This is a genomic window from Pantoea dispersa (assembly GCF_035783935.1).
GTDB lineage: Bacteria > Pseudomonadota > Gammaproteobacteria > Enterobacterales > Enterobacteriaceae > Pantoea > Pantoea dispersa_C.
Genome location: NZ_JALKOV010000017.1, coordinates 1 through 24119, shown reverse-complemented (window position 1 = coordinate 24119; position 24119 = coordinate 1). Strand labels below are relative to the sequence as shown.

Annotated in this window: 19 protein-coding genes and 3 tRNA genes; 14 read left to right on the top strand and 8 right to left on the bottom strand. The window is 58.5% G+C overall.

Annotated features, from left to right (window positions below):
* The first annotated feature begins 5 nt into the window (after window positions 1-5).
* The 4 genes from MXF20_RS22410 (at window position 6) to tldD (ending at window position 7437) form a co-directional block, all read left to right on the top strand.
* Window positions 6-599, top strand: a complete 594-nt coding sequence (locus MXF20_RS22410; RefSeq protein WP_325971546.1) for a Maf family protein — start codon at window positions 6-8, stop codon at window positions 597-599.
* On the top strand, window positions 589-2058 hold the full coding sequence (rng, locus tag MXF20_RS22405) for a ribonuclease G (protein ID WP_021508149.1): 1470 nt from the start codon (window positions 589-591) through the stop codon (window positions 2056-2058). The genes MXF20_RS22410 and rng overlap by 11 nt, the downstream gene beginning before the upstream one ends.
* A 47-nt stretch (window positions 2059-2105) precedes the next feature.
* Window positions 2106-5927, top strand: coding sequence for an AsmA2 domain-containing protein YhdP (gene yhdP, locus MXF20_RS22400; protein ID WP_325971545.1), 3822 nt, complete (start codon window positions 2106-2108; stop codon window positions 5925-5927).
* A 64-nt stretch (window positions 5928-5991) separates the two neighbouring features.
* Window positions 5992-7437 (top strand): metalloprotease TldD, encoded by a 1446-nt coding sequence (tldD, locus tag MXF20_RS22395; protein ID WP_325971544.1) that lies wholly within the window; start codon window positions 5992-5994, stop codon window positions 7435-7437.
* Between the two features lie 280 nt (window positions 7438-7717).
* Here the strand turns inward: tldD and aaeR are convergent, their stop codons facing one another.
* Window positions 7718-8635 (bottom strand): HTH-type transcriptional activator AaeR, encoded by a 918-nt coding sequence (gene aaeR / locus MXF20_RS22390; protein ID WP_325971543.1) that lies wholly within the window; start codon window positions 8633-8635, stop codon window positions 7718-7720.
* Window positions 8636-8893: 258 nt separating this feature from the next.
* Between aaeR and aaeX the strand changes: the two genes are divergently transcribed.
* The 5 genes from aaeX to MXF20_RS22365 all read left to right on the top strand — a co-directional run bounded on the left by aaeX (window position 8894) and on the right by MXF20_RS22365 (window position 13850).
* The gene (gene aaeX / locus MXF20_RS22385; protein WP_021508145.1) at window positions 8894-9097 is read left to right on the top strand and encodes a p-hydroxybenzoic acid efflux pump operon protein AaeX; all 204 of its coding nucleotides are present in this window, start codon (window positions 8894-8896) and stop codon (window positions 9095-9097) included.
* A gap of 8 nt (window positions 9098-9105) precedes the next feature.
* On the top strand, window positions 9106-10035 hold the full coding sequence (gene aaeA, locus MXF20_RS22380) for a p-hydroxybenzoic acid efflux pump subunit AaeA (protein WP_058759877.1): 930 nt from the start codon (window positions 9106-9108) through the stop codon (window positions 10033-10035).
* 11 nt (window positions 10036-10046) lie between these two features.
* Window positions 10047-11999, top strand: a complete 1953-nt coding sequence (gene aaeB / locus MXF20_RS22375; RefSeq protein WP_325971542.1) for a p-hydroxybenzoic acid efflux pump subunit AaeB — start codon at window positions 10047-10049, stop codon at window positions 11997-11999.
* 111 nt (window positions 12000-12110) lie between these two features.
* Window positions 12111-13565 (top strand): NAD-dependent succinate-semialdehyde dehydrogenase, encoded by a 1455-nt coding sequence (locus MXF20_RS22370; RefSeq protein ID WP_325971541.1) that lies wholly within the window; start codon window positions 12111-12113, stop codon window positions 13563-13565.
* A gap of 15 nt (window positions 13566-13580) precedes the next feature.
* Window positions 13581-13850: a barstar family protein gene (locus MXF20_RS22365; RefSeq protein ID WP_021508141.1), complete on the top strand. Its 270-nt coding sequence runs from the start codon at window positions 13581-13583 to the stop codon at window positions 13848-13850.
* Window positions 13851-13909: 59 nt separating this feature from the next.
* On the opposite strand, the gene yhcN (MXF20_RS22360) is transcribed toward MXF20_RS22365, so the two are convergent.
* The 4 genes from yhcN (MXF20_RS22360) to argR all read right to left on the bottom strand — a co-directional run bounded on the left by yhcN (MXF20_RS22360) (window position 13910) and on the right by argR (window position 15861).
* The gene (gene yhcN / locus MXF20_RS22360; RefSeq protein WP_021508140.1) at window positions 13910-14176 is read right to left on the bottom strand and encodes a peroxide/acid stress response protein YhcN; all 267 of its coding nucleotides are present in this window, start codon (window positions 14174-14176) and stop codon (window positions 13910-13912) included.
* Between the two features lie 103 nt (window positions 14177-14279).
* Complete coding sequence (locus MXF20_RS22355; protein WP_325971540.1) at window positions 14280-14546, bottom strand: YdgH/BhsA/McbA-like domain containing protein; 267 nt, start codon at window positions 14544-14546, stop codon at window positions 14280-14282.
* Between the two features lie 90 nt (window positions 14547-14636).
* Entirely contained in the window at window positions 14637-14900 is a 264-nt protein-coding gene (gene yhcN / locus MXF20_RS22350) for a peroxide/acid stress response protein YhcN (protein ID WP_325971539.1), read from the bottom strand.
* A gap of 490 nt (window positions 14901-15390) precedes the next feature.
* On the bottom strand, window positions 15391-15861 hold the full coding sequence (gene argR, locus MXF20_RS22345; protein ID WP_021508137.1) for a transcriptional regulator ArgR: 471 nt from the start codon (window positions 15859-15861) through the stop codon (window positions 15391-15393).
* A 419-nt stretch (window positions 15862-16280) separates the two neighbouring features.
* Here argR and mdh point away from each other — a divergent pair, with 419 nt between their 5' ends.
* Complete coding sequence (mdh, locus tag MXF20_RS22340) at window positions 16281-17216, top strand: malate dehydrogenase (protein ID WP_325971538.1); 936 nt, start codon at window positions 16281-16283, stop codon at window positions 17214-17216.
* 50 nt (window positions 17217-17266) lie between these two features.
* Here the strand turns inward: mdh and mscM are convergent, their stop codons facing one another.
* The 3 genes from mscM to rsgA all read right to left on the bottom strand — a co-directional run bounded on the left by mscM (window position 17267) and on the right by rsgA (window position 22662).
* Entirely contained in the window at window positions 17267-20605 is a 3339-nt protein-coding gene (gene mscM, locus MXF20_RS22335; protein WP_325971537.1) for a miniconductance mechanosensitive channel MscM, read from the bottom strand.
* A gap of 17 nt (window positions 20606-20622) precedes the next feature.
* Entirely contained in the window at window positions 20623-21519 is an 897-nt protein-coding gene (gene asd / locus MXF20_RS22330; protein WP_325971536.1) for an archaetidylserine decarboxylase, read from the bottom strand.
* Window positions 21520-21612: 93 nt separating this feature from the next.
* Window positions 21613-22662 (bottom strand): small ribosomal subunit biogenesis GTPase RsgA, encoded by a 1050-nt coding sequence (gene rsgA, locus MXF20_RS22325; protein ID WP_325971535.1) that lies wholly within the window; start codon window positions 22660-22662, stop codon window positions 21613-21615.
* Between the two features lie 102 nt (window positions 22663-22764).
* On the opposite strand from rsgA, the gene orn reads away from it, so the two are divergent.
* The 4 genes from orn (at window position 22765) to MXF20_RS22305 (ending at window position 24070) form a co-directional block, all read left to right on the top strand.
* A complete protein-coding gene (gene orn / locus MXF20_RS22320) occupies window positions 22765-23313 on the top strand; it encodes an oligoribonuclease (RefSeq protein WP_325971534.1) in 549 nt (182 codons plus the stop codon).
* 239 nt (window positions 23314-23552) lie between these two features.
* Window positions 23553-23628: transfer RNA gene (locus tag MXF20_RS22315), tRNA-Gly, on the top strand.
* Window positions 23629-23719: 91 nt separating this feature from the next.
* Window positions 23720-23795 (top strand) — tRNA-Gly (locus MXF20_RS22310).
* A 199-nt stretch (window positions 23796-23994) separates the two neighbouring features.
* Window positions 23995-24070, top strand: a tRNA-Gly gene (locus tag MXF20_RS22305).
* Window positions 24071-24119: the final 49 nt, after the last annotated feature.

Genomic DNA, 24119 nt, shown 5'->3' with positions numbered 1-24119 from the left:
ATACGATGATAACCCTGTATCTGGCTTCCGGCTCACCGCGTCGGCGTGAGCTGTTAACGCAGCTTGGCCTGCAGTTTGAGCGCCTGATTACCGATGTTGAAGAGCAGCGTCAGCCGGGCGAAGCGGCCGGGTCTTATGTGCGGCGTCTGGCCAGCGATAAGGCGCGGGCCGGCGTGCGGATAGCGCCGCAGGATCTGCCAGTGCTGGGCGCGGACACCATCGTGGTGCTGAATGGCGAGGTACTGGAGAAACCGCGCGATGCCGCGCACGCTGCGCAGATGCTGGGTAAACTCGCCGGACAAACCCATCAGGTTATGACCGCGGTGGCGCTGGCTGATGCACAGGGTGAACTGGATTGCCTGGTGACTACAGACGTGACATTCCGCAATATCACGGCAGAAGAAATTTCGCACTATATCGCCAGCGGCGAGCCGATGGATAAAGCCGGCGCGTACGGAATTCAGGGCCTGGGCGGCAACTTTGTGCGCCGCATCAATGGAAGTTATCACGCCGTAGTGGGATTGCCGCTGGTGGAAACCGGCGAACTGCTGAGCCATTTTCAGTCGCTGCGTGCGCTAAGGGGACAAGATGACGGCTGAACTGCTGGTAAATGTGACACCTTCTGAAACCCGTGTTGCCTATATCGACGGCGGCATTCTGCAGGAAATCCACATCGAGCGCGAAGCGCGACGCGGGATTGTCGGCAACATCTATAAAGGGCGCGTCAGCCGGGTGCTGCCGGGCATGCAGGCGGCATTTGTCGATATCGGGATGGACAAAGCGGCCTTTCTGCACGCCTCGGACATCATGCCGCACACCGAATGCGTGGCGGGTGATGAGAAGAAGAACTTCATCGTGCGCGATATCGCTGAGCTGGTGCGCCAGGGGCAGGATTTAATGGTGCAGGTGGTGAAAGATCCGCTTGGCACCAAAGGCGCGCGCCTCACCACCGATATCACGCTGCCGTCGCGCTACCTGGTATTTATGCCGGGAGCTTCGCACGTGGGCGTGTCCCAGCGCATTGAAAGCGAGGCCGAGCGCGAGCGGCTGAAAGCGGTTGTCGCCGCTTACTGTGACGATCTTGGCGGCTTTATTATCCGTACCGCTGCCGAAGGCATCGGCGCGGAAGAGCTGGCGCAGGACGCGGCGTTTTTGAAGCGCCTGTGGACTAAAGTCAGCGAGCGCAAGAAGCGCAACCAGACGCGGTGCCTGCTGTACGGCGAGCTGGCGCTGGCGCAGCGCGTCCTGCGTGATTTCGCCGGCGCGGCGCTGGATCGCATTCGCGTCGATTCGCGTCTGACCTGCGATCTGCTGGTGGAGTTCACCAGCGAATATATTCCGGAGATGGCCAGCAAGCTGGAGCTGTATAACGGCAAGCAGCCGATTTTCGATCTCTATGATGTGGAGAACGAGATCCAGCGCTCGCTGGAACGCAAGGTGGAGCTGAAATCCGGCGGTTACCTGATCATCGATCAGACCGAAGCGATGACCACGGTGGACATCAACACCGGCGCGTTTGTCGGCCACCGCAACCTCGACGAAACCATTTTTAATACTAATATCGAAGCCACGCAGGCGATTGCGCGCCAGCTGCGGCTGCGTAATCTCGGCGGCATTATCATCATCGACTTTATCGACATGAATAATGACGATCACCGCCGTCGCGTGCTGCACTCGCTGGAGAGCGCGCTGAGCAAAGATCGCGTCAAAACCAGCATCAACGGCTTCTCCGCACTGGGGCTGGTCGAAATGACGCGTAAGCGCACGCGCGAGAGTATTGAGCACGTGCTGTGTGCCGATTGTCCGGTGTGTCAGGGACGCGGTTCGCTCAAGACGGTGGAAACCGTGTGCTATGAAATCATGCGTGAAATCGTCCGCGTGCATCACGCCTACGATTCCGACAGCTTCCTGGTGTACGTGTCGCCCGCCGTGGGCGAAGCGCTGAAAAGCGATGAGTCACACGCGCTGGCCGAAGTGGAAATTTTTGTCGGCAAGCAGGTCAAAGTACAGGTTGAACCGCTCTATACGCAGGAGCAGTTTGACGTCGTCATGATGTAAATCGTGAGGTTGAACGCCGTAACCCAACGGAAAACAAGGAGAGGTGTGTGAGGCGGTTGCCGGGGATTTTGTTACTGCTGCTCGCCGCAATCATCGTCATTGTGGCGCTGCTGGTCAGCGGGCTGCGCCTTGTGATGCCGCACCTCAACAGCTATCGCGGCGAGGTGCTGCACACCCTTTCGCGCGTCAGCGGCGTCACCATCAACGCCAGTGAAATTCAGGGCAAGTGGGAGAATTTTGGCCCGACCCTGCAGGTGCGCGATCTCAGCATCGACATGCAAAAGGATGGCGAGCTGCAGATTGGCCGGGTTACGCTGGCGCTCAATGTGTGGCAGTCGCTGCTGCACTGGCGCTGGCAGTTCCGCGATCTCACCTTCTGGCAGCTGCGTCTGGCAACCAACCGTCCACTGCTCACCAGCGACGAACAAAAAAACAGCCTTAAACCGGCCCAAATCAACGACCTCTTTTTACGCCAGTTTGACCATTTCGATCTGCGCGACAGCAGCATCCGTTTTCTCACGCCGTCCGGTCAGCATGCCGAACTGGCGATTCCACGCCTTACCTGGCTGAACGAAGACAATCGCCATCGCGCCGAAGGTGAAGTGAGCCTGTCCAGCTTTACCGGCCAGCACGGCGTGGTGCAGGTGCGGCTCGATCTCAACGACACCAATGGCTTACTCAACGACGGTCGCATCTGGATGCAGGCCGACGACGTCGACGTACGTCCGTGGATTGGCCGCTGGCTGCGCGACAACACCAGCCTTGAAAGCGCGCGTTTCAGCCTGGCCGCGTGGGTAAACCTGCGCGACGGCGATGTGTATGCCGGCGATTTGTTGCTGAGCAAAGGCGGGGCGCGCTGGCGCGGCGGGCAGGGCGATCATCAGTTACAGGTCGATGGCCTGACCGCGCATCTGGCGCGCTACCAGAACGGCTGGAGCCTGACGGTACCGCAAACCCGGCTGATGACCGATGGCGTCGCCTGGGATGCCGGCCATATCGCGCTGCTGTGGAAACCGGAAGATAAACAGATGCTCGGCGCCAGCAGCGCAGCGGAAGTACGGGTGCGCGCCACCCGGCTCGATTTGCAGCGTCTGGCACCGCTGGTACCGCTGTTTGCACCGCTGTCGCCGGCGCTGCTGGACAACTGGCGGGCGCTACAGCCGCGGGGCTACATCGACGCGCTGGCGCTGGATATTCCGCTGGCGCAGCCGGACCAAACGCGCCTGCAGGCGCGCTGGCGCGATCTGGCGTGGCAGCACTGGCAGCTTTTGCCGGGCATCAGCAATCTGAGCGGCAGCGCCAGCGGCAGTCTGAGTCATGGCCAGCTGGATGTGCAGATGGGGCAGGCCGAAGTGCCGTACGGCGATATGTTCCAGGCGCCGTTACAGATTCAGCAGGTCACCGGCAGGATTAACTGGCTGCGCGATGGCAACGGCCTGACGCTGGATGGCCAGCAGCTGGACGTGCAGGCACGTTCGCTATGGGCGCGCGGTGATTTCCGCTATCAGCAAAATGTGGGCAAAGCGCCGCGCCTCGACATTCTCGCCGGGATTCGCGTCACCGACGCCGGTGATGCCTGGCGCTACTTCCCTGAGCCGCTGATGGGACACGACCTGACGCAGTATCTCAGTGAGGCGGTCAAAGGCGGCCAGGTTGACAACGCCACGCTGCTGTTTGCCGGCGATCCGCGTCTGTTCCCGTTCAAACACCACGACGGCATGTTTGAAGTGGCCGTGCCGGTGCGCAACGCCACCTTCCAGTTCCAGCCGGGCTGGCCGGCGCTGCAAAACCTCGATATAGACCTCGATTTTATTAATGACGGTCTGTGGATGAAGGCGGCGCAAACCCGGCTGGGCGCAGTGGACGCGCGCAACGTCAGCGCGGTGATCCCGGATTACCTGAAAGAGAAGCTGATCATTGACGGTGATTTGAGCGGTGAAGGTAAAGATATCGCCGACTATTTCGCCCGCACGCCGCTGAAATCCACGCTGGGCGCGGCGCTGGAGCAGCTGCAGATTGGCGGTAACGTTCGCGGTTCGCTCAACCTCGATATTCCGCTGGACGGTGAGCTGGTGCATGCCAGCGGCAACGTGGTGCTGAATAACAACAGCCTGCACATTAAACCGCTCAATACCACGCTGAAAAATCTGACCGGACGTTTCCGTTACAACAACGGCAATCTGGAGAGTGAAGAGCTGCAGACCAGCTGGTTTGGTCAGCCCACCGGCGTGCGCTTCAGCACCACGGAAAACGCCGATGACTTTGGCGTTAACGTCAACCTGCTGGGTGACTGGCAGCCGGCGAAACTGGCGATGCTGCCTGCCAGCGTGAGCAGTAAGCTCGGCGGCAGTCTGGCATGGCAGGGCAATGTCGATATTACGCTGCCGCATCAGGGCGGGGCGCGTTACAAGGTAGATATCAAAGGTGACGGCAAGGCAGTGAGCAGTCACTTACCTGCGCCGCTGGACAAGTCCGCCGGAGAGGCGCTGCCGATCGCCATCAACGCCAGCGGCGATCTGCACAGCTTTGATCTCAGCGGCAGCGTACGCGAGCACCATCGCTTTAACAGCCGCTGGCTGCTGGAGCCGCAGCTGCGCGTCGACCGCGGTATCTGGCTGAATGATGCCAGAAGCACGCCGGCGCTGCCGGAGCGGCGCGGGATGGTGCTCAATCTGCCGGCGCTGGATGGCGAAGCCTGGCTGGGGCTGATGGCCGGCAGCGCGGGATCACGCAATGCGCAGGGCGAGACTGACGTCGGCGGCGCACTGCTGCCGGGCGATGTGACGTTGCGCACTCCGGCCCTGACGCTCGGCGGCCAGCAGTGGCACGATGTTAATGCCACGGTCACCCAGGGCGCGGGCGGCAGTACGCAGCTGCAGCTGGAGAGCCGCGAGGCGCGCGGCAGCCTGCGAACCGCACAACACGCGCCGTGGCAAATCGACCTGAGCTATCTTTATTACAATCCGCAATGGAGTGACGGCGCAGCAACGAGTAAAGCTTCTTCGCCGTTCAGCGGTGACAGCAGCATCGATTTCCGCAGCTGGCCTGCGCTGCAGCTCAACTGCGACGAGTGCTGGCTGCGCGGGCAGAAGTTCGGCCACATTCAGGCGAGACTGCAACCGCAGGGAGAAACGTTAGCACTCACTAACGGCAGCGTGGACACGGGCAGCTCAAAGCTCAACGTTGCGGGTGAATGGGTGAACAAAGCGGGCGAGCAGCGCACTTCGCTGAAGGGCAGCCTGAGCGGCAAAAACATCAATGACGCCACCAACTGGTTTGGCATGAATACGCCGCTGCGCGATGCACCCTTTAAAATTGATTATGACCTGCACTGGCGCTCAGCGCCGTGGCAGCCTTCGGAAGAGACGCTGAGCGGCACGCTGAAAACCCACTTCGGCAAAGGGCAGATTGCCGACGTCAGCACCGGCCGCGCCGGACAGCTGCTGCGCCTGGTGAGTTTTGATGCCCTGCTGCGTAAGCTGCGCTTTGATTTTAGCGATACCTTTAATGAAGGCTTCTGGTTCGATTCGATTAACGGCACGGCGTGGATTGAAAATGGCGTGATGCGTACCGATAACCTGCTGGTGGACGGTCTCGAAGCGGATATCGCCATGCAGGGTAAAATAGACCTGGTGCAGCGGCAGATCGATATGGAAGCGGTTGTGGCGCCGGAGATCTCTGCCTCGGTTGGCGTGGCCACCGCGTTTGTGATTAACCCGGTGGTCGGCGCGGCGGTGTTTGCCGCCAGCAAAGTGCTGGCACCGCTGTGGAACAAGATTTCGCTGCTGCGCTATCACATCAGCGGGCCGCTGGATAAGCCGGAAATCAATGAAGTGCTGCGCAAACCGCGCGAAGCCGATAAGAAGTGAATTTGACGCCGTCGGGGAATTGCCGCAGGCTATGACTATCCGAGCACATAATGAGTGAGAAACGATGACTCTGAATCTGGTAAGTGAGCAGTTACTAGCTGCGAACAGCATTAATCAGCAGGACCTTTTTTCCCTGTTAGGGCAGCTTTCAGAACGTCGTCTGGACTATGCCGATCTCTATTTCCAGTCCAGCTTCCATGAATCCTGGGTGCTGGAAGATAAAATCATCAAAGATGGCTCTTACCATATCGATCAGGGCGTGGGCGTCCGCGCGGTAAGCGGGGAGAAAACCGGTTTTGCCTATGCCGATCAAATCAGCCTCAATGCCCTGCGCCAGTCGTCTGAAGCGGCGCGTAGCATCGTGCGCGAGCAGGGCAACGGGAAAGCGCATGCGCTCTCTGCGGTGCTTAACCGTTCGCTGTACGCCCCGGTCAATCCGCTGGATAGCCTGACGCGCGAAGACAAAATCGCGCTGCTGCATCGGGTTGATAAAGTGGCGCGCGCCGCCGATCCGCGCGTGCAGGAAGTGAATGCCAGCCTGAGCGGCGTCTATGAGCAGGTGCTGGTTGCCGCGACCGACGGTACGCTGGCGGCTGATATTCGCCCGCTGGTGCGGCTGTCCATTAGCGTTCAGGTGGAAGATCAGGGCAAACGCGAGCGCGGCGCCAGCGGCGGCGGTGCGCGTACCGGCTACGAATTTTTCCTCGCCGATGAGAGCGGCGACGTGCGTGCCGACGTCTGGGCGCGCGAAGCGGTGCGCATGGCGCTGGTCAACCTTTCGGCGATCGCCGCACCTGCCGGTACGCTGCCGGTGGTGCTGGGCGCGGGCTGGCCGGGCGTGCTGCTGCACGAAGCGGTAGGTCACGGTCTGGAAGGGGATTTCAACCGCCGCGAGACGTCGGTGTTCAGCGGTAAAATGGGCCAGCTGGTGGCGTCTGAACTCTGTACCGTTGTTGACGATGGCACCCTTGAAGGGCTGCGCGGTTCGCTGGCGGTGGATGATGAGGGCGTGCCGGGTCAGTACAATATGCTGATTGAAAACGGCGTGCTGAAAGGCTACATGCAGGACAAGCTGAATGCGCGTCTGATGGGTGTGCCGCCGACCGGCAACGGTCGTCGTGAGTCCTATGCACATCTGCCGATGCCGCGCATGACCAACACCTATATGCTGGCGGGCAAATCGACGCCGCAGGAGATCATTGAGAGCGTCGGGTATGGTCTGTATGCACCTAACTTTGGCGGCGGTCAGGTGGATATCACCTCCGGCAAGTTTGTGTTCTCGACCTCGGAGGCGTATCTGATCGAGAACGGCAAAGTCACCAAACCGGTGAAGGGCGCGACGCTGATCGGATCCGGCATTGAGGCGATGCAGCAGATTTCCATGGTCGGTAACGATCTGGCGCTGGATAAAGGCGTCGGCGTGTGCGGTAAAGAGGGCCAGAGCGTGCCGGTCGGCGTGGGTCAGCCCACGCTGAAGCTGGATAAAATTACCGTGGGCGGCACGGCGTAATAGCGGCCTGAGCATGACGGTGCGCATCAGTGCGCACCCTGTAAAAACCGCGCAATGGGTTCGTACAATGCTTGTCAGTGAAGAGTAAACAGCACGCACATTTTGGTCGCGGCGCAATTTATTGCGCGAAGCATGGATGGGCACGGTGCTGCTAGTAGTACGCGCGATTAATCGCGCCGCTACGAAATGTGCGGTAATTGAATGCGGTACTTAACTGATCGGCATTACGCAATTCCCCGTATGCGCCCCTCAGGCCGGCCGCATCAGCGTCAGACGGAGGCTAACTTTTGCGGTGCTGCTGATACTGCCGCGCCACCTGCTTAAAATACTCGGTCAGATAATCAATACACACCTGCACCTTCAGCGGCAGCTTATCCTTCTCGGTATAGACGGCATACACCGGGCGCGGCTCCGAGTGATACTGCGGAAACAAGATATCGATCTCCCCGGCGTTGATCTCATCAATCACCCACATCAGCGGCACATAGGCGATACCGCAGCCGGCCTTCAGCCAGCGAATCAGCGTCTGGGAATCGTTGGTGACGAAACGGCCCTGCGGCGTCAGGCGCGTTACGACGCCTTCCGGTGCCACCAGCTCAAAGGTGTTATCCGGACGCACGCTGTATTCCAGCCAGGAAAAATTATCGATCTCGCCCGGCTTCTCCGGCGTGCCGTGCTGGGCCAGATAGCTCTTCGCCGCGCACACCACCATCGGCATCGCTCCCAGCCGGCGTGAGAACAGATTGGAATCCTGCAGCTCGCCGACGCGTATCACCACATCCAGGCCGTTCGCGATCAGATCCGGCGCCGGAATCCCGGTCATCAGGTTAACGCTCAGTCCCGGGTATTCGCGCAGCATGTCGCTGGTCATGGCGGACAGGACATTCTGCGCCATGGTGGTCGAGCAGCCGATGCGTAAAATCCCGATCGGCGTATTGTTAAAGGCGTACAGCTGTTCGTGCACCTGCGACGCCTCTGCCATCATGCGGCGGCAGCCCTGATAATAAATTTTGCCAGCTTCCGTCAGGCCGAGGCTGCGGGTGCTGCGGTTGAGCAGTTTCACCTGCAGCTCATCTTCCAGTCTGGCAACAATCTGGCTGATGGAGGAGACGCTCAGCTGCAGCTGGCGCGCGGCGGCGGTAAATGAGCCCATTTCAACCACTTTGGCGAAAATGGACATGCCTTTAAGTCGTTCCATTGTTTACTCTGGCTAAAAAGTGATTTAGCTCACAATATGTAGAAAACGTATAGTCAAGCACGTTACTATACGCACGCTGGGTCTCTTCACCGCACCTGAGCACGGCAGTGTTTACCCGATGATACGCTATGATTAGCTCAACGCGGCCTGAATGTTGTCATCACAATATCCGTCACCCCACGATCATCAACCCGACGTGCCCGCTGGCATGAGGGCAGGTATCGGTGCAACCCGGCAAGGTCGAACTAAGGAACCGAAATGAGTGTGCTTCCGGTATTTGTCGTATTCGGGCTGTCTTTTCCGCCCATCTTCATTGAACTACTGGTTTCGCTGGCATTGTTCTGGCTGGTGAAACGCGTGCTGACGCCCAGCGGGATTTACGATCTGGTGTGGCATCCGGCACTTTTTAACACCGCGCTGTATTGCTGTGTGTTTTACCTTGTATCCCGTCTATTCGTCTGAGGTTTTAAGTGAAAGCGCTAATAAGAAAAATCGCGCGTTACGCCATTACGCTCCTGCTGGTTATCATCGCTGTTGTTATCATCTTCCGCGCCTGGGTGTTCTACACCGAATCGCCGTGGACGCGCGACGCTAAATTCTCCGCCGACGTGGTGGCGATCTCGCCGGACGTGACCGGACTGATTACTGACGTGCCGGTGCACGACAACCAGCTGGTGAAAAAAGGCGATACGCTGTTCATCGTCGACCGTCCGCGCTACCAGAAAGCGCTGGATGAGGCGCAGGCGGATGTCGAGTATTACCAGGCACTGGTCAGCGAAAAACGCCGTGAAGCGGCGCGCCGTAATCAGCTCGGCACCAGTGCGATGTCGCGCGAAGCCATTGAGCAGTCGAACAGCGATCTGCAGACCAGCGAGCATCAGCTGGCCAAAGCGGTGGCCACGCGCGATCTGGCGGTGATCGACCTCGATCGCACCACCATCAAAGCACCGTCGGACGGCTGGGTCACCAACCTCAACGTCTATCAGGGCGAATTCATCACCCGCGGCTCGGTGGCCGTGGCGCTGGTGCAGCAGCACTCCTTCTACGTGCTGGCCTACATGGAAGAGACCAAGCTGGATGGCGTGCGTCCGGGCTTCCGCGCGGAAATTACCCCACTGGGCAGCAACACGGTGCTGCGCGGCACGGTTGACAGCATCGCAGCTGGCGTGACCAACAGCAGCAGCAGCGTCGACAGCAAAGGCATGGCCACCGTGGACTCCAATCTGGAGTGGGTGCGCCTGGCGCAGCGCGTGCCGGTGCGTATTCGCCTCGACGATCAGCCCGGTAACCGCTTCCCGGCCGGCACCACCGCCACTGTGGTGATCACCGGTGACAAAGATCGCCAGACCAAAGTGTCGCCGATGGCGCAGCTGTTCAACCGCCTGCGTGAGTTTGGTTAAGCGGGGGCGATATGATTGAGTTTTTGCGTTTCCCGGTAAAGCTGACCTTCGCGCTGGTGGCGGCGCTGATGATTGGCTTTCACTTCAATCTGGAAACGCCGCGCTGGGCGGTGATGACCGCCGGCATCGTGGCCGGCGGTACCGCGTTTGCCGCGGGCGGCGATCCTTATTCTGGCGCGCTGCGCTACCGTGGCATCCTGCGTATTATCGGCACCTTTATCGGCTGTATCGCGGCCCTTACCATCATGATAGCCACGGTGCGCGCGCCGGTGGTGATGCTGTTGCTGTGCTGCCTGTGGGCAGGGATGTGCGTCTGGCTTTCGTCGCTGATTAAAGTCGAAAACTCCTACGCGCTGGGCCTCGCCGGTTACACCGCGCTGATTATCGTGGTGACCGCCGATGCCAGCGGCGGCTTAACGCTGGCGCCGCAGTTCGCGGTAGAGCGCTGCAGCGAAATCGTACTCGGTATCCTGTGCGCCATTCTCGCCGACATGCTGTTTTCTCCGCGCTCAATCAAGAAAGTGATTGATGCGGAAGTGGATGCGCTGCTGGTGGCGCACTACCGCCTGCTGCAGCTGTGCGTGGCACACGAGGACAAAGAGGAAGTCGACAAAGCCTGGAGCGCGCTGGTGCGCCGCACGACCGCGCTCAACGGTATGCGCAGCCAGCTGCTGATGGAATCGTCGCGCTGGAGCAACACCAGTCGCCGGCTGCAAATGCTCAACACGCTATCGCTGACGCTGATTACCCAGGCTGCCGAGACCTTCCTGATTCAGAATTCGCGCCCGGATTACATCCCGCCGCAGTATCGCCTGCTGATTGAGAAAGAGGTCACCAGCGTCAGCGACGTGCATAAGCGCATGAAGCTGATGCGCCGCGTTATTGGCGTCAGCAGTAAAAGCGTGCCGTTTACGCTGGCCAGCTGGGTCGGCGCAGCGACCGAATATCTGCTGCTGATCAACGGCGTCAAAAGTAACAGCCGTATCACCACGCTGGAGGAGAGCATTCTGCAGCGTGAAGTGGTGATTCAGGCGCGTTCAGCGGAGACGCACCATGCGATGATCAATGGCGTGCGCACCTTTGTCGCCACCGCGCTCGGCTCGCTGTTCTGGCTCTATACCGGCTGGACCTCTGGCAGCGGTTGCATGGTGATGCTGGCGGTGATCACCGCGCTGGCGATGCGCATGCCGAATCCGCTGATGATGGCGAAAGACTTCTTCTACGGCATGGCTTTTGCGGTACCGCTGGGCATGCTCTACTTCATCTGGGTCTTGCCGGGCACCCAGCAAAGTGCCTTGCTGCTGTGTATCGCGATTGGCGCACTCGGCTTTATCGGCGGCATCTTTGTGCAGCGGCGGCAGATTGGTACGCTGGGCGCGCTGATCGGCACCATCAACGTGCTGGTGCTGGATAACCCGATGAAGTTTGAGTTCAACGTGTTCCTCGACAACGCGCTCGGCCAGTGGATTGGCAGCTTTGTGGCGATGATGGTGATTTTGCTGATTCGTGACAAATCCAAAGCCCGCACCGGACGCAAGCTGCTGAATCGCTTTATGTATGCTGCGGTGGCGGCGCTGACCACTAATCAGGCACGCCGGCGGGAAAACCATTTACCGGCGCTCTATCAGCAGCTGTTTTTGCTGCTCAACCTGTTCCCCGGCGATATCGACAAGTACCGTATTGCGCTGACGCTGATTATTGGCCATCAGCGCCTGCGCAATGCCGAAGTACCGGTCAACGCTGACCTGTCGGCCTATCACCGCCAGCTGCGCGCCACCGCCGATCGCATTGTTGCGGCCAGCAGCGATGACAAGCGGCGTTACTACTTTGAGCGACTGTTACAGGAACTGGAGATTTATCAGCAGAAGCTGCAGCATTATGCCGCTCCGGCCAGCGTGACGGAGCCGGTGAAACGGCTGTCGATGATGCTGGATAAGTACCAGAATACCCTCATCCAAATCTGAAACTGGCCGCTGCCAGGCGCAGCGGCTGGGTTGATGCCTCGCTGACACCCATTGCCCCCTTTTTGCCATCTATACTTTCCTGACAGGATGCTTACTGACAGGAGAATAACGATGTCCACTTCCCTGCAACAACACGAACTGTTCAACACCGGCTACTTCGCTGACGGCCAGTGGCACACCGCCAGCAGCACCTTTGATGTCACCAATCCGGCCACCGGCGACGTACTGGCGCAGGTGGCGAAAGCCGGCAAGGCTGAAACCGAACAGGCGATTGCCGCCGCGCAGCGCGCTTTTCCGGCATGGCGCGATAAAACCGCCAAACAGCGCAGCGAAATTCTTTATCGCTGGTACCAGCTCATCATTGAGCACAAAAGCTGGCTGGGCCAGCTGATGACCGCCGAGCAGGGCAAACCGCTGCAGGAAGCCGAAGGTGAAGTGGAATACGCCGCCAGCTTCATTCAATGGTTTGCCGAGCAGGCGAAGCGCACCAACGGCGAAATCATCCCGCCGGCCAAAGCCGGTTCACGCATCCTGGCAACGCGCGAGCCGATTGGCGTCGTCGCTGCCATCACGCCGTGGAACTTTCCGATGGCGATGCTGACGCGCAAACTTGGCCCGGCGCTGGCAGCCGGCTGCACCGGCATCATTAAGCCGGCCAATAATACCCCGCTCAGCGCCTTTGCGCTGGTGGCGCTGGCGCAGAAGGCGGGCGTGCCGGATGGCGTGCTGAACGCGGTAGCCGGCGATACGCACGCCATCAGCGACGCCATCATGGCTTCCCGCGCGGTGCGTAAAATCTCCTTCACCGGTTCCACCGCGGTGGGGAAAACGTTGATGCGTAACGCGGCAGAAACCATGAAAAAAGTGTCGATGGAGCTGGGCGGCAATGCGCCTTACATCGTGTTTGACGACGCGGATATCGACGCGGCGGTGCAGGGCGCTATCGCCAACAAATTCCGCAATGCCGGCCAGGTGTGCGTCAGCGTCAACCGCTTCTATATCCACAACGCGATATACGATCGCTTCGTCAACCAGCTGGCTGAGGCGGTGAGCAAACTGAAAGTGGGCAACGGCGTGGAGCCGGGCGTGGTGGTCGGGCCGCTGATTGCGCCGTCCGCGGTGGAGAAAGTGGAGGAGCACGTCAAAGATGCGCTGAGCAAAGGCGGGAAATTGCTGGTGGGTGGCGAGCGCCATCCGCTGGGCGGCAACTTCTGGCAGCCGACGGTGATTGCCGATGCGCATGAAGAGATGCAGCTGGCGCAGGAAGAGACCTTCGGTCCGGTGGCCGCCTGCTTCCGCTTTGACGATGAAGATGAGGTGATCGCGCGCGCCAACAATACCGAATACGGTCTGGCGGCTTACTTCTATACGCAGAATCTGCAGCGCGTGTTCCGCGTTTCGGCGGCGCTGGAAGCTGGCATGATTGGTATCAACGAGTGTGCGGTCTCGACCGAGCTGGCGCCGTTTGGCGGCGTGAAAGAGTCCGGTCTGGGACGCGAAGGATCGGTGCTGGGCATGGAAGAGTATCTGGAAGTCAAAGCGCTGCACCTCGGCGGTCTGGCGTAGCGAGAGGATGTCACCATGAGAACCGAGCGTTTCGACTTCAATGAAATCGTCGATCAGGCTCATTTCTACCGTCAGTTTTGCGAACGTTTCGCGCTGGCGGATCGCACCATTCACGATCTGGACGATCTGTGGGAAATGATCATCGGCGAACAGATCCCGCTGCCGCTGGAAATTGCGTTCATCAATCTGGGGAAAGGGCAGAAACGCCGTTATGGTGCGCTGATATTGCTATTCGATGAGGCAGAAGAGGAGCTGGAAGGCCAGCTCCGCTTTAATGTTCAGTAGCACAACCAAAAAGGGCCCCGGCAGGCGGGGCCAAAGGGTTCGTCAGAATTGACGAGGAATTACTTGTACAGCTCGGCAGTCAGGTGGTAGCTGTCACCGGTGCGCGCTTCAATCACTTTATACGCGCTGGCACCCTGCTCATCGGCTTTCTGAGACAGCTGAGCGCGGTAATCCATGGGTGAGCCGCCTGTGCCGCTTACGGTGATAGTCTGGCCGGTAGATTGCAGATTCTGCGCGGATTCATCCGTCACCAGTTGGGCAGCCGAAGCGCCAAATGCGAACAGAGAAAGCAGCGTAGCGGTTGCGATGGTTGTTTTGATTTTCATAATTCGTCTCCTCATTAGAATCAACAACCTGCGGCACGAAGAGGGTAAGCGGGTCGTCGATCTTCTCCCGGCGACTGCATAACGCCGGAACGATAGTTAAAGATTATTTGTACAGTTCAGCCGTCACGTGGAAGGTGTTGTCCTGATTGTTCTCAATGATGCGGTAATGGCTGGCACCCTGAGCATCGGCTTTCTGGGACAGTTCCTGACGGATATTGGTCTGGTCGCCGTCAACACCGCTCACGCTGATGGTTTGATTCAGCGGCTGCAGATTCTCTGCCTCGGTATTGGTGACCAGGGTGGCAGCACTGGCGCCAAAAGACAGAACGGAAGCCAGACTCAGTACAGCAATAGATAATTTGGTTTTCATGATTCACTCTCCTGAATTGGGGTGGGCAACCTGAGAGGCAAACGCCTCTCAAACGGGTCGCCGTTCACACTGCATCTTGTTCCGGCAAACTTATTTATAAAGTTCTGCGGTGGCGTGGTAGCTGTTGTCGTTATAAGCCTCGATAACGCGATAGGCTTTAGCACCTTGCTCTTCAGCTTTGGCATTCAGCTGCTGATGGATATCCATCGGTGAGCCGCCAATGCCGCTGACGCTAATGGTACCGACCGGCTGCAGGTTTGCGGCCTGTTCGGCATTGATAGAATCTGCGGCGAAAGCACCAAATGACAGGGCAGATAGAACACTCAGGGTGGCGATAGTAGTTTTAACGTTCATGGTATTTTCCTCGTCTTCTGTTTTTCTCTTTTTGATTTCGTGTGATTTGCATCACGAAAAGAAGTATAGATCTAATCACCCATGAAATTAATATCCCGCTAATAATGATTCGTTGTAATTCTTTATCCTTATGGGACATTTTTATAACGCAAAGTTATTAAAACCGCCTGAATCTTAACCAGTAGGGTGTTTTTTCATGCAAAAACAATGATCTGCATCAAATTATCTTTTTGTGCGAAACATTGTGGTTGATCAAGCTGGCTGTACGCGAAAAGCAAGAGATAACCGCTAAGCACTAATTGTAAAGCAGGGTAAAATAGCGCAAAGGGTTAAGCAGGCAAAAAGGTCGTACCAATAGTGCGGCAGATTGAGAACCCGTCGGAATATAGCTAAACCATTATTTTGTAAGATGTTGGCGGCGAAAAAGCGGGTAAAACGTAGCGGGGAAGCAGGATGACCGGCAAACGAACGGCCGGTCACCGACAGGGTTTTATAGTTCCTGTTCGAATAACACCAGCACGGCGTCATACAGCTGTTTAACCGTAAAGGCGCGCGCTGGCGTAATAAAGATGGTGTCGTCACCGGCGATGGTGCCGAGGATGCCTTCGGCTTTGCCGAGGGAGTCGAGCAGGCGGGCGATCAGCTGGGCCGCGCCCGGACTAGTGTGAATCACTACCAGCGCATCGTTATAGTCGATATCCAGCACCAGATTCTTCAGCGGGCTGGTGGTGGTGGGCACGCCCAGTTCGGCGGGCAGGCAGTACACCATCTCCATTTTGGCGTTACGCGTGCGCACCGCGCCAAACTTGGTGAGCATACGAGAAACTTTTGACTGGTTGATGTTGCCGAAGCCGTCTTCCTGCAGCGCCTGGACAATTTCGCCCTGAGAGCTGAATTTTTCTTCTTTCAGTAAGGCTTTGAACGCCTTAATCAGATCGTCTTGTTTAGATGGGTTTCGCATAAGCTACCAATAAAAGAGGGTTGCAGCAGGCAACAGGCCCGTCGCAGATAAATTATTATGCATTTAGATGAATTTTTATGCAATAAGCGGATGCGCGAATTCACGGCATGCGCGTGCGGGGCGGGCATGATAACAGAGTTTTATCCTGCACCAAAATCGCGCGCTGGCGCGCAAAGCGAAGGTTGCAAAGTTGTTATATTATTGAAGTGGTAACAACAAAACGATGATCATTGCCGTCCATAGTCTTCTGGCTGCGACTGGATCATTCAGGCGACTTCTGAAGTGGAGATGTCTCGGGAGCCGATTGCGGCGTTTGTTATTGCGCGACAGGTGTGTCGCTATCGCCTGAGAAGTTGATTAAACTCGTAACCTGATGGATTTCCGGCATATCTCTGCCCCACCTTAATAAGGAGTTCAGGATGAAAGTTGCCGTTCTCGGTGCAGCTGGTGGTATTGGCCAGGCACTCGCTCTGCTGCTCAAGACCCAATTACCCGCAGGTTCAGCTCTCTCACTGTATGACATCGCCCCGGTGACGCCAGGCGTCGCGGTCGATCTCAGCCACATTCCTACCGCCGTGAAAGTCGAAGGTTTCAGTGGCGAAGATGCCACGCCGGCGCTGCACGGTGCCGATGTGGTGCTGATCTCGGCCGGTGTGGCACGCAAACCGGGTATGGACCGCGCCGATCTGTTTAACGTCAACGCCGGTATTGTGCGTAACCTGATTGAACAGGTGGCGACCACCGCGCCAAAAGCGCTGATTGGCGTCATCACCAACCCGGTAAATACCACGGTGGCAATTGCCGCCGAAGTGCTGAAAAAAGCCGGGGTGTACGATAAAAATCGTCTGTTTGGTGTCTCGACGCTCGACGTGATTCGCGCCAACACCTTTGTGGCTGCGCTGAAGGGCAAACAGCCGACGGAAATTGAAGTACCGGTGGTCGGCGGGCACTCCGGCGTGACCATTCTGCCGCTGCTGTCGCAGGTTAAAGGCGTCAGCTTCAGCGATCAGGAGATCGCCGACCTGACGAAACGTATTCAGAACGCCGGTACTGAAGTGGTGGAAGCCAAAGCCGGTGGCGGCTCGGCGACGCTGTCAATGGGCCAGGCGGCGGCGCGCTTTGGTCTGTCGCTGATTCGTGCGCTGCTGGGTGAAGCCAACGTGGTGGAGTGTGCCTATGTGGAAGGTGACGGCGAGTACGCACGCTTCTTCTCGCAGCCGCTGCTGCTGGGCAAAAACGGTATCGCTGAACGCCGTCCGCTCGGGCCGCTGAGTGATTTCGAACAGCAGGCGCTCAAGGGTATGCTGGAGACGCTGAAAAAAGACATCGCGCAGGGCGAAGAGTTTGTGAAGTAATAATTCGCGCGCAGTGAAAAAAACGCCCGGCAGATGCCGGGCGTTGTGTTTTACAGGCCACCGGATTTGAAGGTCCGGCTGGCGGTCGATCCGTTGCTGGCGGGCGTTTTGCGCCCCAGCGTTTCCATCCGTACCTGGAACGGCGGGAACGGCATCTCAATGCCATGCTCTTCAAAGCCGCGCAGAATCAGCTGATGCAGCTCATGACGCAGCGGCATGCGATGACCCATCTCCGCCGCGTGTACGCGCAGTTCAAACAGCTGGATGCCCTGCTGCAGATCCACCAGGAACACATCCGGCGCCGGCATATCCAGCACGTAAGTGCAGCGATCGGCCGCCTGCTTGAGAATAGTCGTCACTTCTTCGCTGTTAACGTGGGCCGGTGCCGGAATGGTCAGCACCACGCGCGTTACGGAATCCGACAGTGACCAGTTGACGAACTGCTCGGTGATAAAGGCCTTGTTCGGCACGATAATCTCTTTGCGGTCCCAGTCTGTAATGGTGGTGGCGCGCGTATTGATGCGGGTGATGCTGCCGGTCAAATCGCGAATGGTCACGGTATCACCGATACGAATTGGCTTCTCAAACAGGATGATCAGGCCGGAGATAAAGTTGGCGAAGATCTCCTGCATCCCAAAGCCCAGCCCCAGACCCAGCGCCGCTACCAGCCACTGCAATTTTGACCACTCCACGCCAATAATCGAGAAGCCAATCAGACCGCCGACCAGCATCAGCGCGTATTTGGTCAGCGTGGTAATGGCGTAACCGGTACCGGGCGACAGGCTAAGGTGCTGCAGCAGCGCCAGCTCCAGCAGCGCTGGCATATTGCGCACCAACTGGGTGGTAATGATAAAGATCAGGATGGCGATCAGCACGGCACCCAGCGTAATCGGCTGTACGCTCTCGACGCCCTGCACCGTGGTGCTGGCATCCCACAGCGGAATGTTGTCGAGGAAGCTGAACGCGGAGTGAATCTCAGACCACAGCACAATCACCGACACCAGCGCAATCAGCGTCAGAATCGAGCGGACCAGCCGCAGCGACTGCGCGCTGATTGCATCCAGATCGATAATCGGCTCTTCGACTTCCACGGTATCGGTGCTGACCGCGGACTGCTGCTCTTTTTCCTCTTCGCTGCGTGCGCGGTTGGCCAGCATATCGGCGCGGCGCTGACGCGCGCGGTCAAAGGCGATGCGGCGGCGCTGAATCAGCATCCAGCGGCGAATGATGTGGTAAATCACCAGCAGGAAGAACCAGATGCCGACCGAGGTTTCCAGACGCGCCAGCAGCGCCTGCGCGGTGGCCAGATAGCCGATGCAGGAGGCCAGCGCCGCCACCAGTGGAATGGCAATCATCAGGTTCCACAGAATGCGGTTGACGAAGTTGTCGCCGTCGCCTTCTTTATCCAAATAGAGCGGAATACCGGCGCGTTTCAGACTGACGGTGACAATGCTCAGCGCACCGCAGATCAGAATAAAGCACAGGCGCCCCAGCGTGGCGGAGAACTGCGGATCGTCGAGGTTAGCGAAAGCGATCAGCAGCATAATCAGCGGCACGATCAGCCCGACCGTCAGCGAGTAATAACGCATGGCGCGCGCGACCCGCGCCTGCGGCCAGCGGAAGTGCACCACAAACAGACCGTCAGGCCGGGCAAAGGCCGCGCTGATCATGAATGCCCACAGCAGCGGCAGCGTGGCGGTGATGCCATCGCCAATCGCCACGGCAAACGGATAAGGCCAGGCGTGCTGCAGGCCAAAGCCGAGCGCGGCCCACAGCACCGGCAGCGGCACCGCGACCAGAATCGACCAGAACACGGTGCGCAGCGTCAGGCTGAAGCGGTCCTGCGTCACTTTCCCCACGCGGCTGGCCGCGCGCGCCATAAAGGCGTTGTAGTGACGACGCGTGCTGATGCTGAAGCCTACCAGCAGCATGGCGCCGATAATCGGCAGCACCGTTTCGCGGTTGGTGAACATCATCGCCAGCGCTTTGCCCAGCTGGCCCAGCGTATCCAGCGACAGCAGGCGCGTCAGATCGGTGGCGACGTCCAGCGGATATTTCAGGCCAACCGGGCTGACGTCAGCGGTCCAGAACAGATAGCGGTGCGTCGCCTCTTTGACTTCACTCAGCGCGTCCTGCAGCTGCGTGTTGGAAACCTTCAGCTTGGTGATTTCCAGAATCAGCGTGTCGCAGCCGGAAATCAGCGAGTTCAGCAGTTCGCGCTGGGTTTTTAGTTGCGCATCAAGAATGCGCGTCTGCTCACTGGTGAACGGTGTGCCGTCGGCCTGCTTCTCTTTACGCAGCGCCTGCTGGCGCTCCAGTAAATCTTCATAATGCAGCCGCTGTACGCGCAGCTGGCCCATCTCACTGTCGATCTGCTGGGATTTCGGCATCTCCGGCAGCCGCGCCACCTGCGCGCGCAGCGCTTCACCCAGCAGATTCGACACGCCCAGCCACTGTGACTGCTCGCGCAGTGTGCTCAGCGCCTGGCGCACCTGCAGTGTCTGATTGGTGGCGAGACGCTGCTGCGAGGCCACCAGATCCATACGCTGCGCCTGCTGATTCAGATCGGCGGAGAGCTCACGGTTAACGCGGAACTGATCGCTGATGGACGTCGGCAAATCGCCGCTGTTTTCCGCCAGCTGTTCGGTGCGCTCCAGCGCCAGCTCGGCTTCGCGCTGACGCTGGTTGTTGAGCTGGTTGCGCAGCGCCTGTAAATAGTTATCCAGCTGGGTCGCTTTGCGCTGATGCACTTCCGCGCGCATGCGCGCCAGCTCCTGACGATTATTGGCCGACAGCTGCGCCAGCTCCAGCTCATCTACCCGCGCTTTACTGGCGGCGCTCTCCGTCTGACGCGCATAAATCTGCGCCTGCGCCAGTGGCGTCGCGGCGGCGGCCGCCACACCCTGCGCGCGGCGTTCGCTTTCGGTCATGGCGCGCCGCGCGTCGGTCTGCTGCTGCGGCAGCTGCGACAGAGAATCGCTGATCTCGCGGGCGCGATCCTGCTCCTGCTGCGCCTGGCGGCTCTCCTCCAGCAGCTGGCTGCTGACCTGTAAAATCTCCTGATCCAGCTCGGCGTTGCTCATATTGCTGCGCACCGGCTTGCTGCTGTCGGTCAGCGTGGCAATCTGCTGACGCAGCTCGCGCGCCAGCCGCGGGAAATCATCGATCACCTGCTGATACTGCTTCGCCCGTTCCAGCGAGTCGTCACGTTCGGACAGGAAGTTAATCGCGGCTTCCAGCGCCTGCACCTGTTCGGCCTGGCTAGGCGAGCTTTTCGCGGATTTTGCCGTTTCCAGATCCTGTTTCAGCTGGCTGGCGGGTGGAACGGTGGCGGCAAAGACAGTGCTGCTGAGCACCAGGCTCAGCAGCAGAAAAAGAGAGGCGCGCACGGCGGTATGTCCCGGAATTAGTCGATGAGCGGAGCGCTGTCGCCGGGCTGCGGCAGGGCGATAGCCAGCGGCTGACCGAGGCGGGTTTTGCTTTCGGCTTCGAGGCTTTCAGCCAGCTTAACGCGGTTCGGCGCGAACAGGTTGATTACCGTGGAGCCGAGCTTAAAGCGGCCCATCTCCTGACCTTTCAGCAGCACGATCGCGCCATCATGATCGGCCGACGGGTAGCGCCAGCGTTTAATCACTCCTTCGCGCGGCGGCGTCACGGTGCCGGCCCAGACGGTTTCGATGCTGCCGACGATGGTGGCACCCACCAGAATCTGCACCATCGGGCCATGATCGGTATCGAACACGCAAATCACGCGCTCGTTGCGGGCAAACAGGTTCGGGATGTTGCGTGCGGTCAGCGGATTCACCGAGTACAGATCGCCCGGCACGTAGATCATTTCGCGCAGAATGCCGTTACACGGCATGTGCACGCGGTGATAATCGCGCGGCGCGAGGTACGTGGTGACGAACTCACCGTCGACAAACTTTTCGGCCAGATCGTCATTGCCGGCCAGCAGTGCCTGCAGCGAGTAAGTGTGGCCTTTCGCCTGGAAGATCTGATCGCCAGCAATACGGCCCAGCTGGCTGATGGCGCCGTCAGCTGGCAAGGCCAGCAGCGAAGCATCCGGATCGATAGGGCGCGCCCCCTCTTTTAACGGGCGCACAAAGAAATCGTTAAAGGTACGGTAGCTGCCGGTGTGCGGCTTGCTGGCTTCTGCCATATCGACTTTGTAGAACCAGACAAAAATATCAATGACCGCTTTGGTCAGCCAGCCAGCGCGGCGGCTGGCGCCCCAACCGGCGAGCTCGGTCAGCGCTTTTTTAGGCAGAATGTGATTCAGGCCGAGTTTAAAACGATCAAACACCGTTGCCTCCTGGCTTAATAACGTTTGGTTTACACAAAAGGGGGCGGATTGTAGCAGCGCCCCGGTCAGTTGGCGAATGTGCCGTTGTACCCGTTAATCTTCGCTGGCGGAAAAGTTTTTACGCGTTTTTACCTGCGCCATACTCTCCAGAATACGGTGGTAGTTATCGAAGCGTGAAATGTCGATGATACCGTTCTCCACCGCTTCGCGGATGGCGCAGCCCGGGTCGTTGTCGTGCTTGCAATCGCGGAACTTGCAACCGCCGAGAAACTCTCGGAATTCGACAAATCCCTGGGTAATTTGTTCCGGCTCCAGATGCCACAAACCGAACTCGCGTACGCCGGGTGAATCGATGACATCACCGCCGTGCGGGAAGTGATACAGCCGTGAGGCGGTAGTGGTGTGCTGGCCGAGGCCGGACACGTCCGACACATCATTGGTCAGGATCTCATCACCTGCCAGGTCGAGGCCGAGCAGGTTGTTCAGCAGGCTGGATTTGCCCACGCCGGACTGGCCGGCAAAAATGCTGACGCGGCCGGTAAGCGCCGCTTCCAGATCCTTCAGTCCGTCTTTGGCGCGGCTCGACACCATCAGCACGCGATAGCCAATGTGGCGGTAGATATCCATCTGCTCATCGACAAACGCCCGCGCGTCCTCATCCAGCAGATCGGTTTTATTCAGTACCAGCAGCGGCTCCACGCCGAGCGTTTCGCTGGCCACCAGATAGCGATCGATAATGTTAAGCGACAGCTCCGGCAGAATCGCCGACACAATAATGATCTGATCAATGTTGGCGGCGATCGGTTTCACGCCGTCATAGAAGTCCGGGCGCGTCAGCACCGTCTGGCGCGGGTGCACGGCTTCAACAATACCTTTGCCCCCGTTTTCGCCGGCGGCGCGCCATACTACGCGGTCACCGGTGACCAGCGAGCGAATGGTGCGGCGAATATTACAGCGATGCACCTCACCGGCGCTGTCTTCTACATCCGCGTGCATGCCAAAGCGGCTGATCACCACGCCTTCAGAGGCTTCGCCAAACAGGCTGTCGTCCGGTTCCGGTTTTTCGTTCCGTTGCTGCAGACGACGCTGATGGTTAGCGCTGACGCGACGTTGTTGACCCTTCGACAATTTATTTTTGCTCACGCATCCTCTCACGCTTTCGCCAGGCTTCGCCCCGCTGGGCAAAACGTCTATGATACACCTTAATTCAGGCTAATGACGACTTTGGCAACAGGCGGGAAATGCATGACAGCGGGAAATGAAAACAATCTGATTTGGATCGACCTGGAAATGACCGGACTGGATCCGGAGCGCGATCGCATCATTGAGATTGCCACCATTGTAACGGACGCCAACCTCAATATTCTGGCTGAAGGGCCGGTGCTGGCAGTGCATCAGTCCGATGCGCAGCTGGCGCTGATGGATGACTGGAACGTGCGCACCCACACCAGTAGCGGGCTGGTTGAGCGCGTGAAGGCCAGCCAGCATGACGATCGTGCAGCGGAGCAGGCGACGATTGCCTTTCTGCAGCAGTGGGTTCCGGCCAACACCTCGCCGATTTGCGGCAACAGCATTGGCCAGGATCGCCGCTTCCTGTTTAAGTACATGCCGGCGCTGGAAGCCTATTTCCACTACCGCTATCTGGATGTCAGTACGCTAAAAGAGCTGGCGCGCCGCTGGAAGCCAGAGATTCTGCCAGGCTTTAAAAAGGCCGGTACGCATCAGGCGCTGGACGATATTCGCGAGTCAATCGCCGAGCTGGCCTATTATCGCGAGCACTTCCTGCAGCTGTAAGCCACAGCGGGTGCGCAGGAAAGCAGCAGTTTGCCGATTAAAACAGCAAACGCGCGTAAAGCGCAAAATTTTGCTTTGCAACGCTTGCGGCGGGAAGGATTTCTCGTATAATGCGCACCCCGTACCGGTGAAGAATTTACAGCAGGTACGGAGCAGTAAAAGTAACAAATGTTCTGAATCAGGGATTTCAGTTGCGCTCAGGCGGTCAACGCCGCAGCAGATTGAAAGACAATGATGATGCGGGAATAGCTCAGTTGGTAGAGCACGACCTTGCCAAGGTCGGGGTCGCGAGTTCGAGTCTCGTTTCCCGCTCCAGAACGTGCAGTAAAAAGTAATGCATCAGAATCAAGGATTTCAGCAGCGATAAGGCCGTTAACGCCGCAGCGCCATGAAAGACGACGATTATGCGGGAATAGCTCAGTTGGTAGAGCACGACCTTGCCAAGGTCGGGGTCGCGAGTTCGAGTCTCGTTTCCCGCTCCAGTCTCTGTTGCAGTACGCCATCCAAATCACGGATTTAGTCTTTTTGCGGTTGTTGTGACTTAAGAATGCCGGTACATAATCGAGTATTTGAGTTTGCAACAAGGCGGCAACTGAGCGAATCCCTGGGAGCTTACACGAGTAAGTGACCTGGGTGAGTGAAGGCAGCCAACGCCGTGGCAGACTAAAATACGAAGATTATGCGGGAATAGCTCAGTTGGTAGAGCACGACCTTGCCAAGGTCGGGGTCGCGAGTTCGAGTCTCGTTTCCCGCTCCAGATTTTCATATTCACTAATGTTATTTGCCTCCGGGCACAATCAGACATA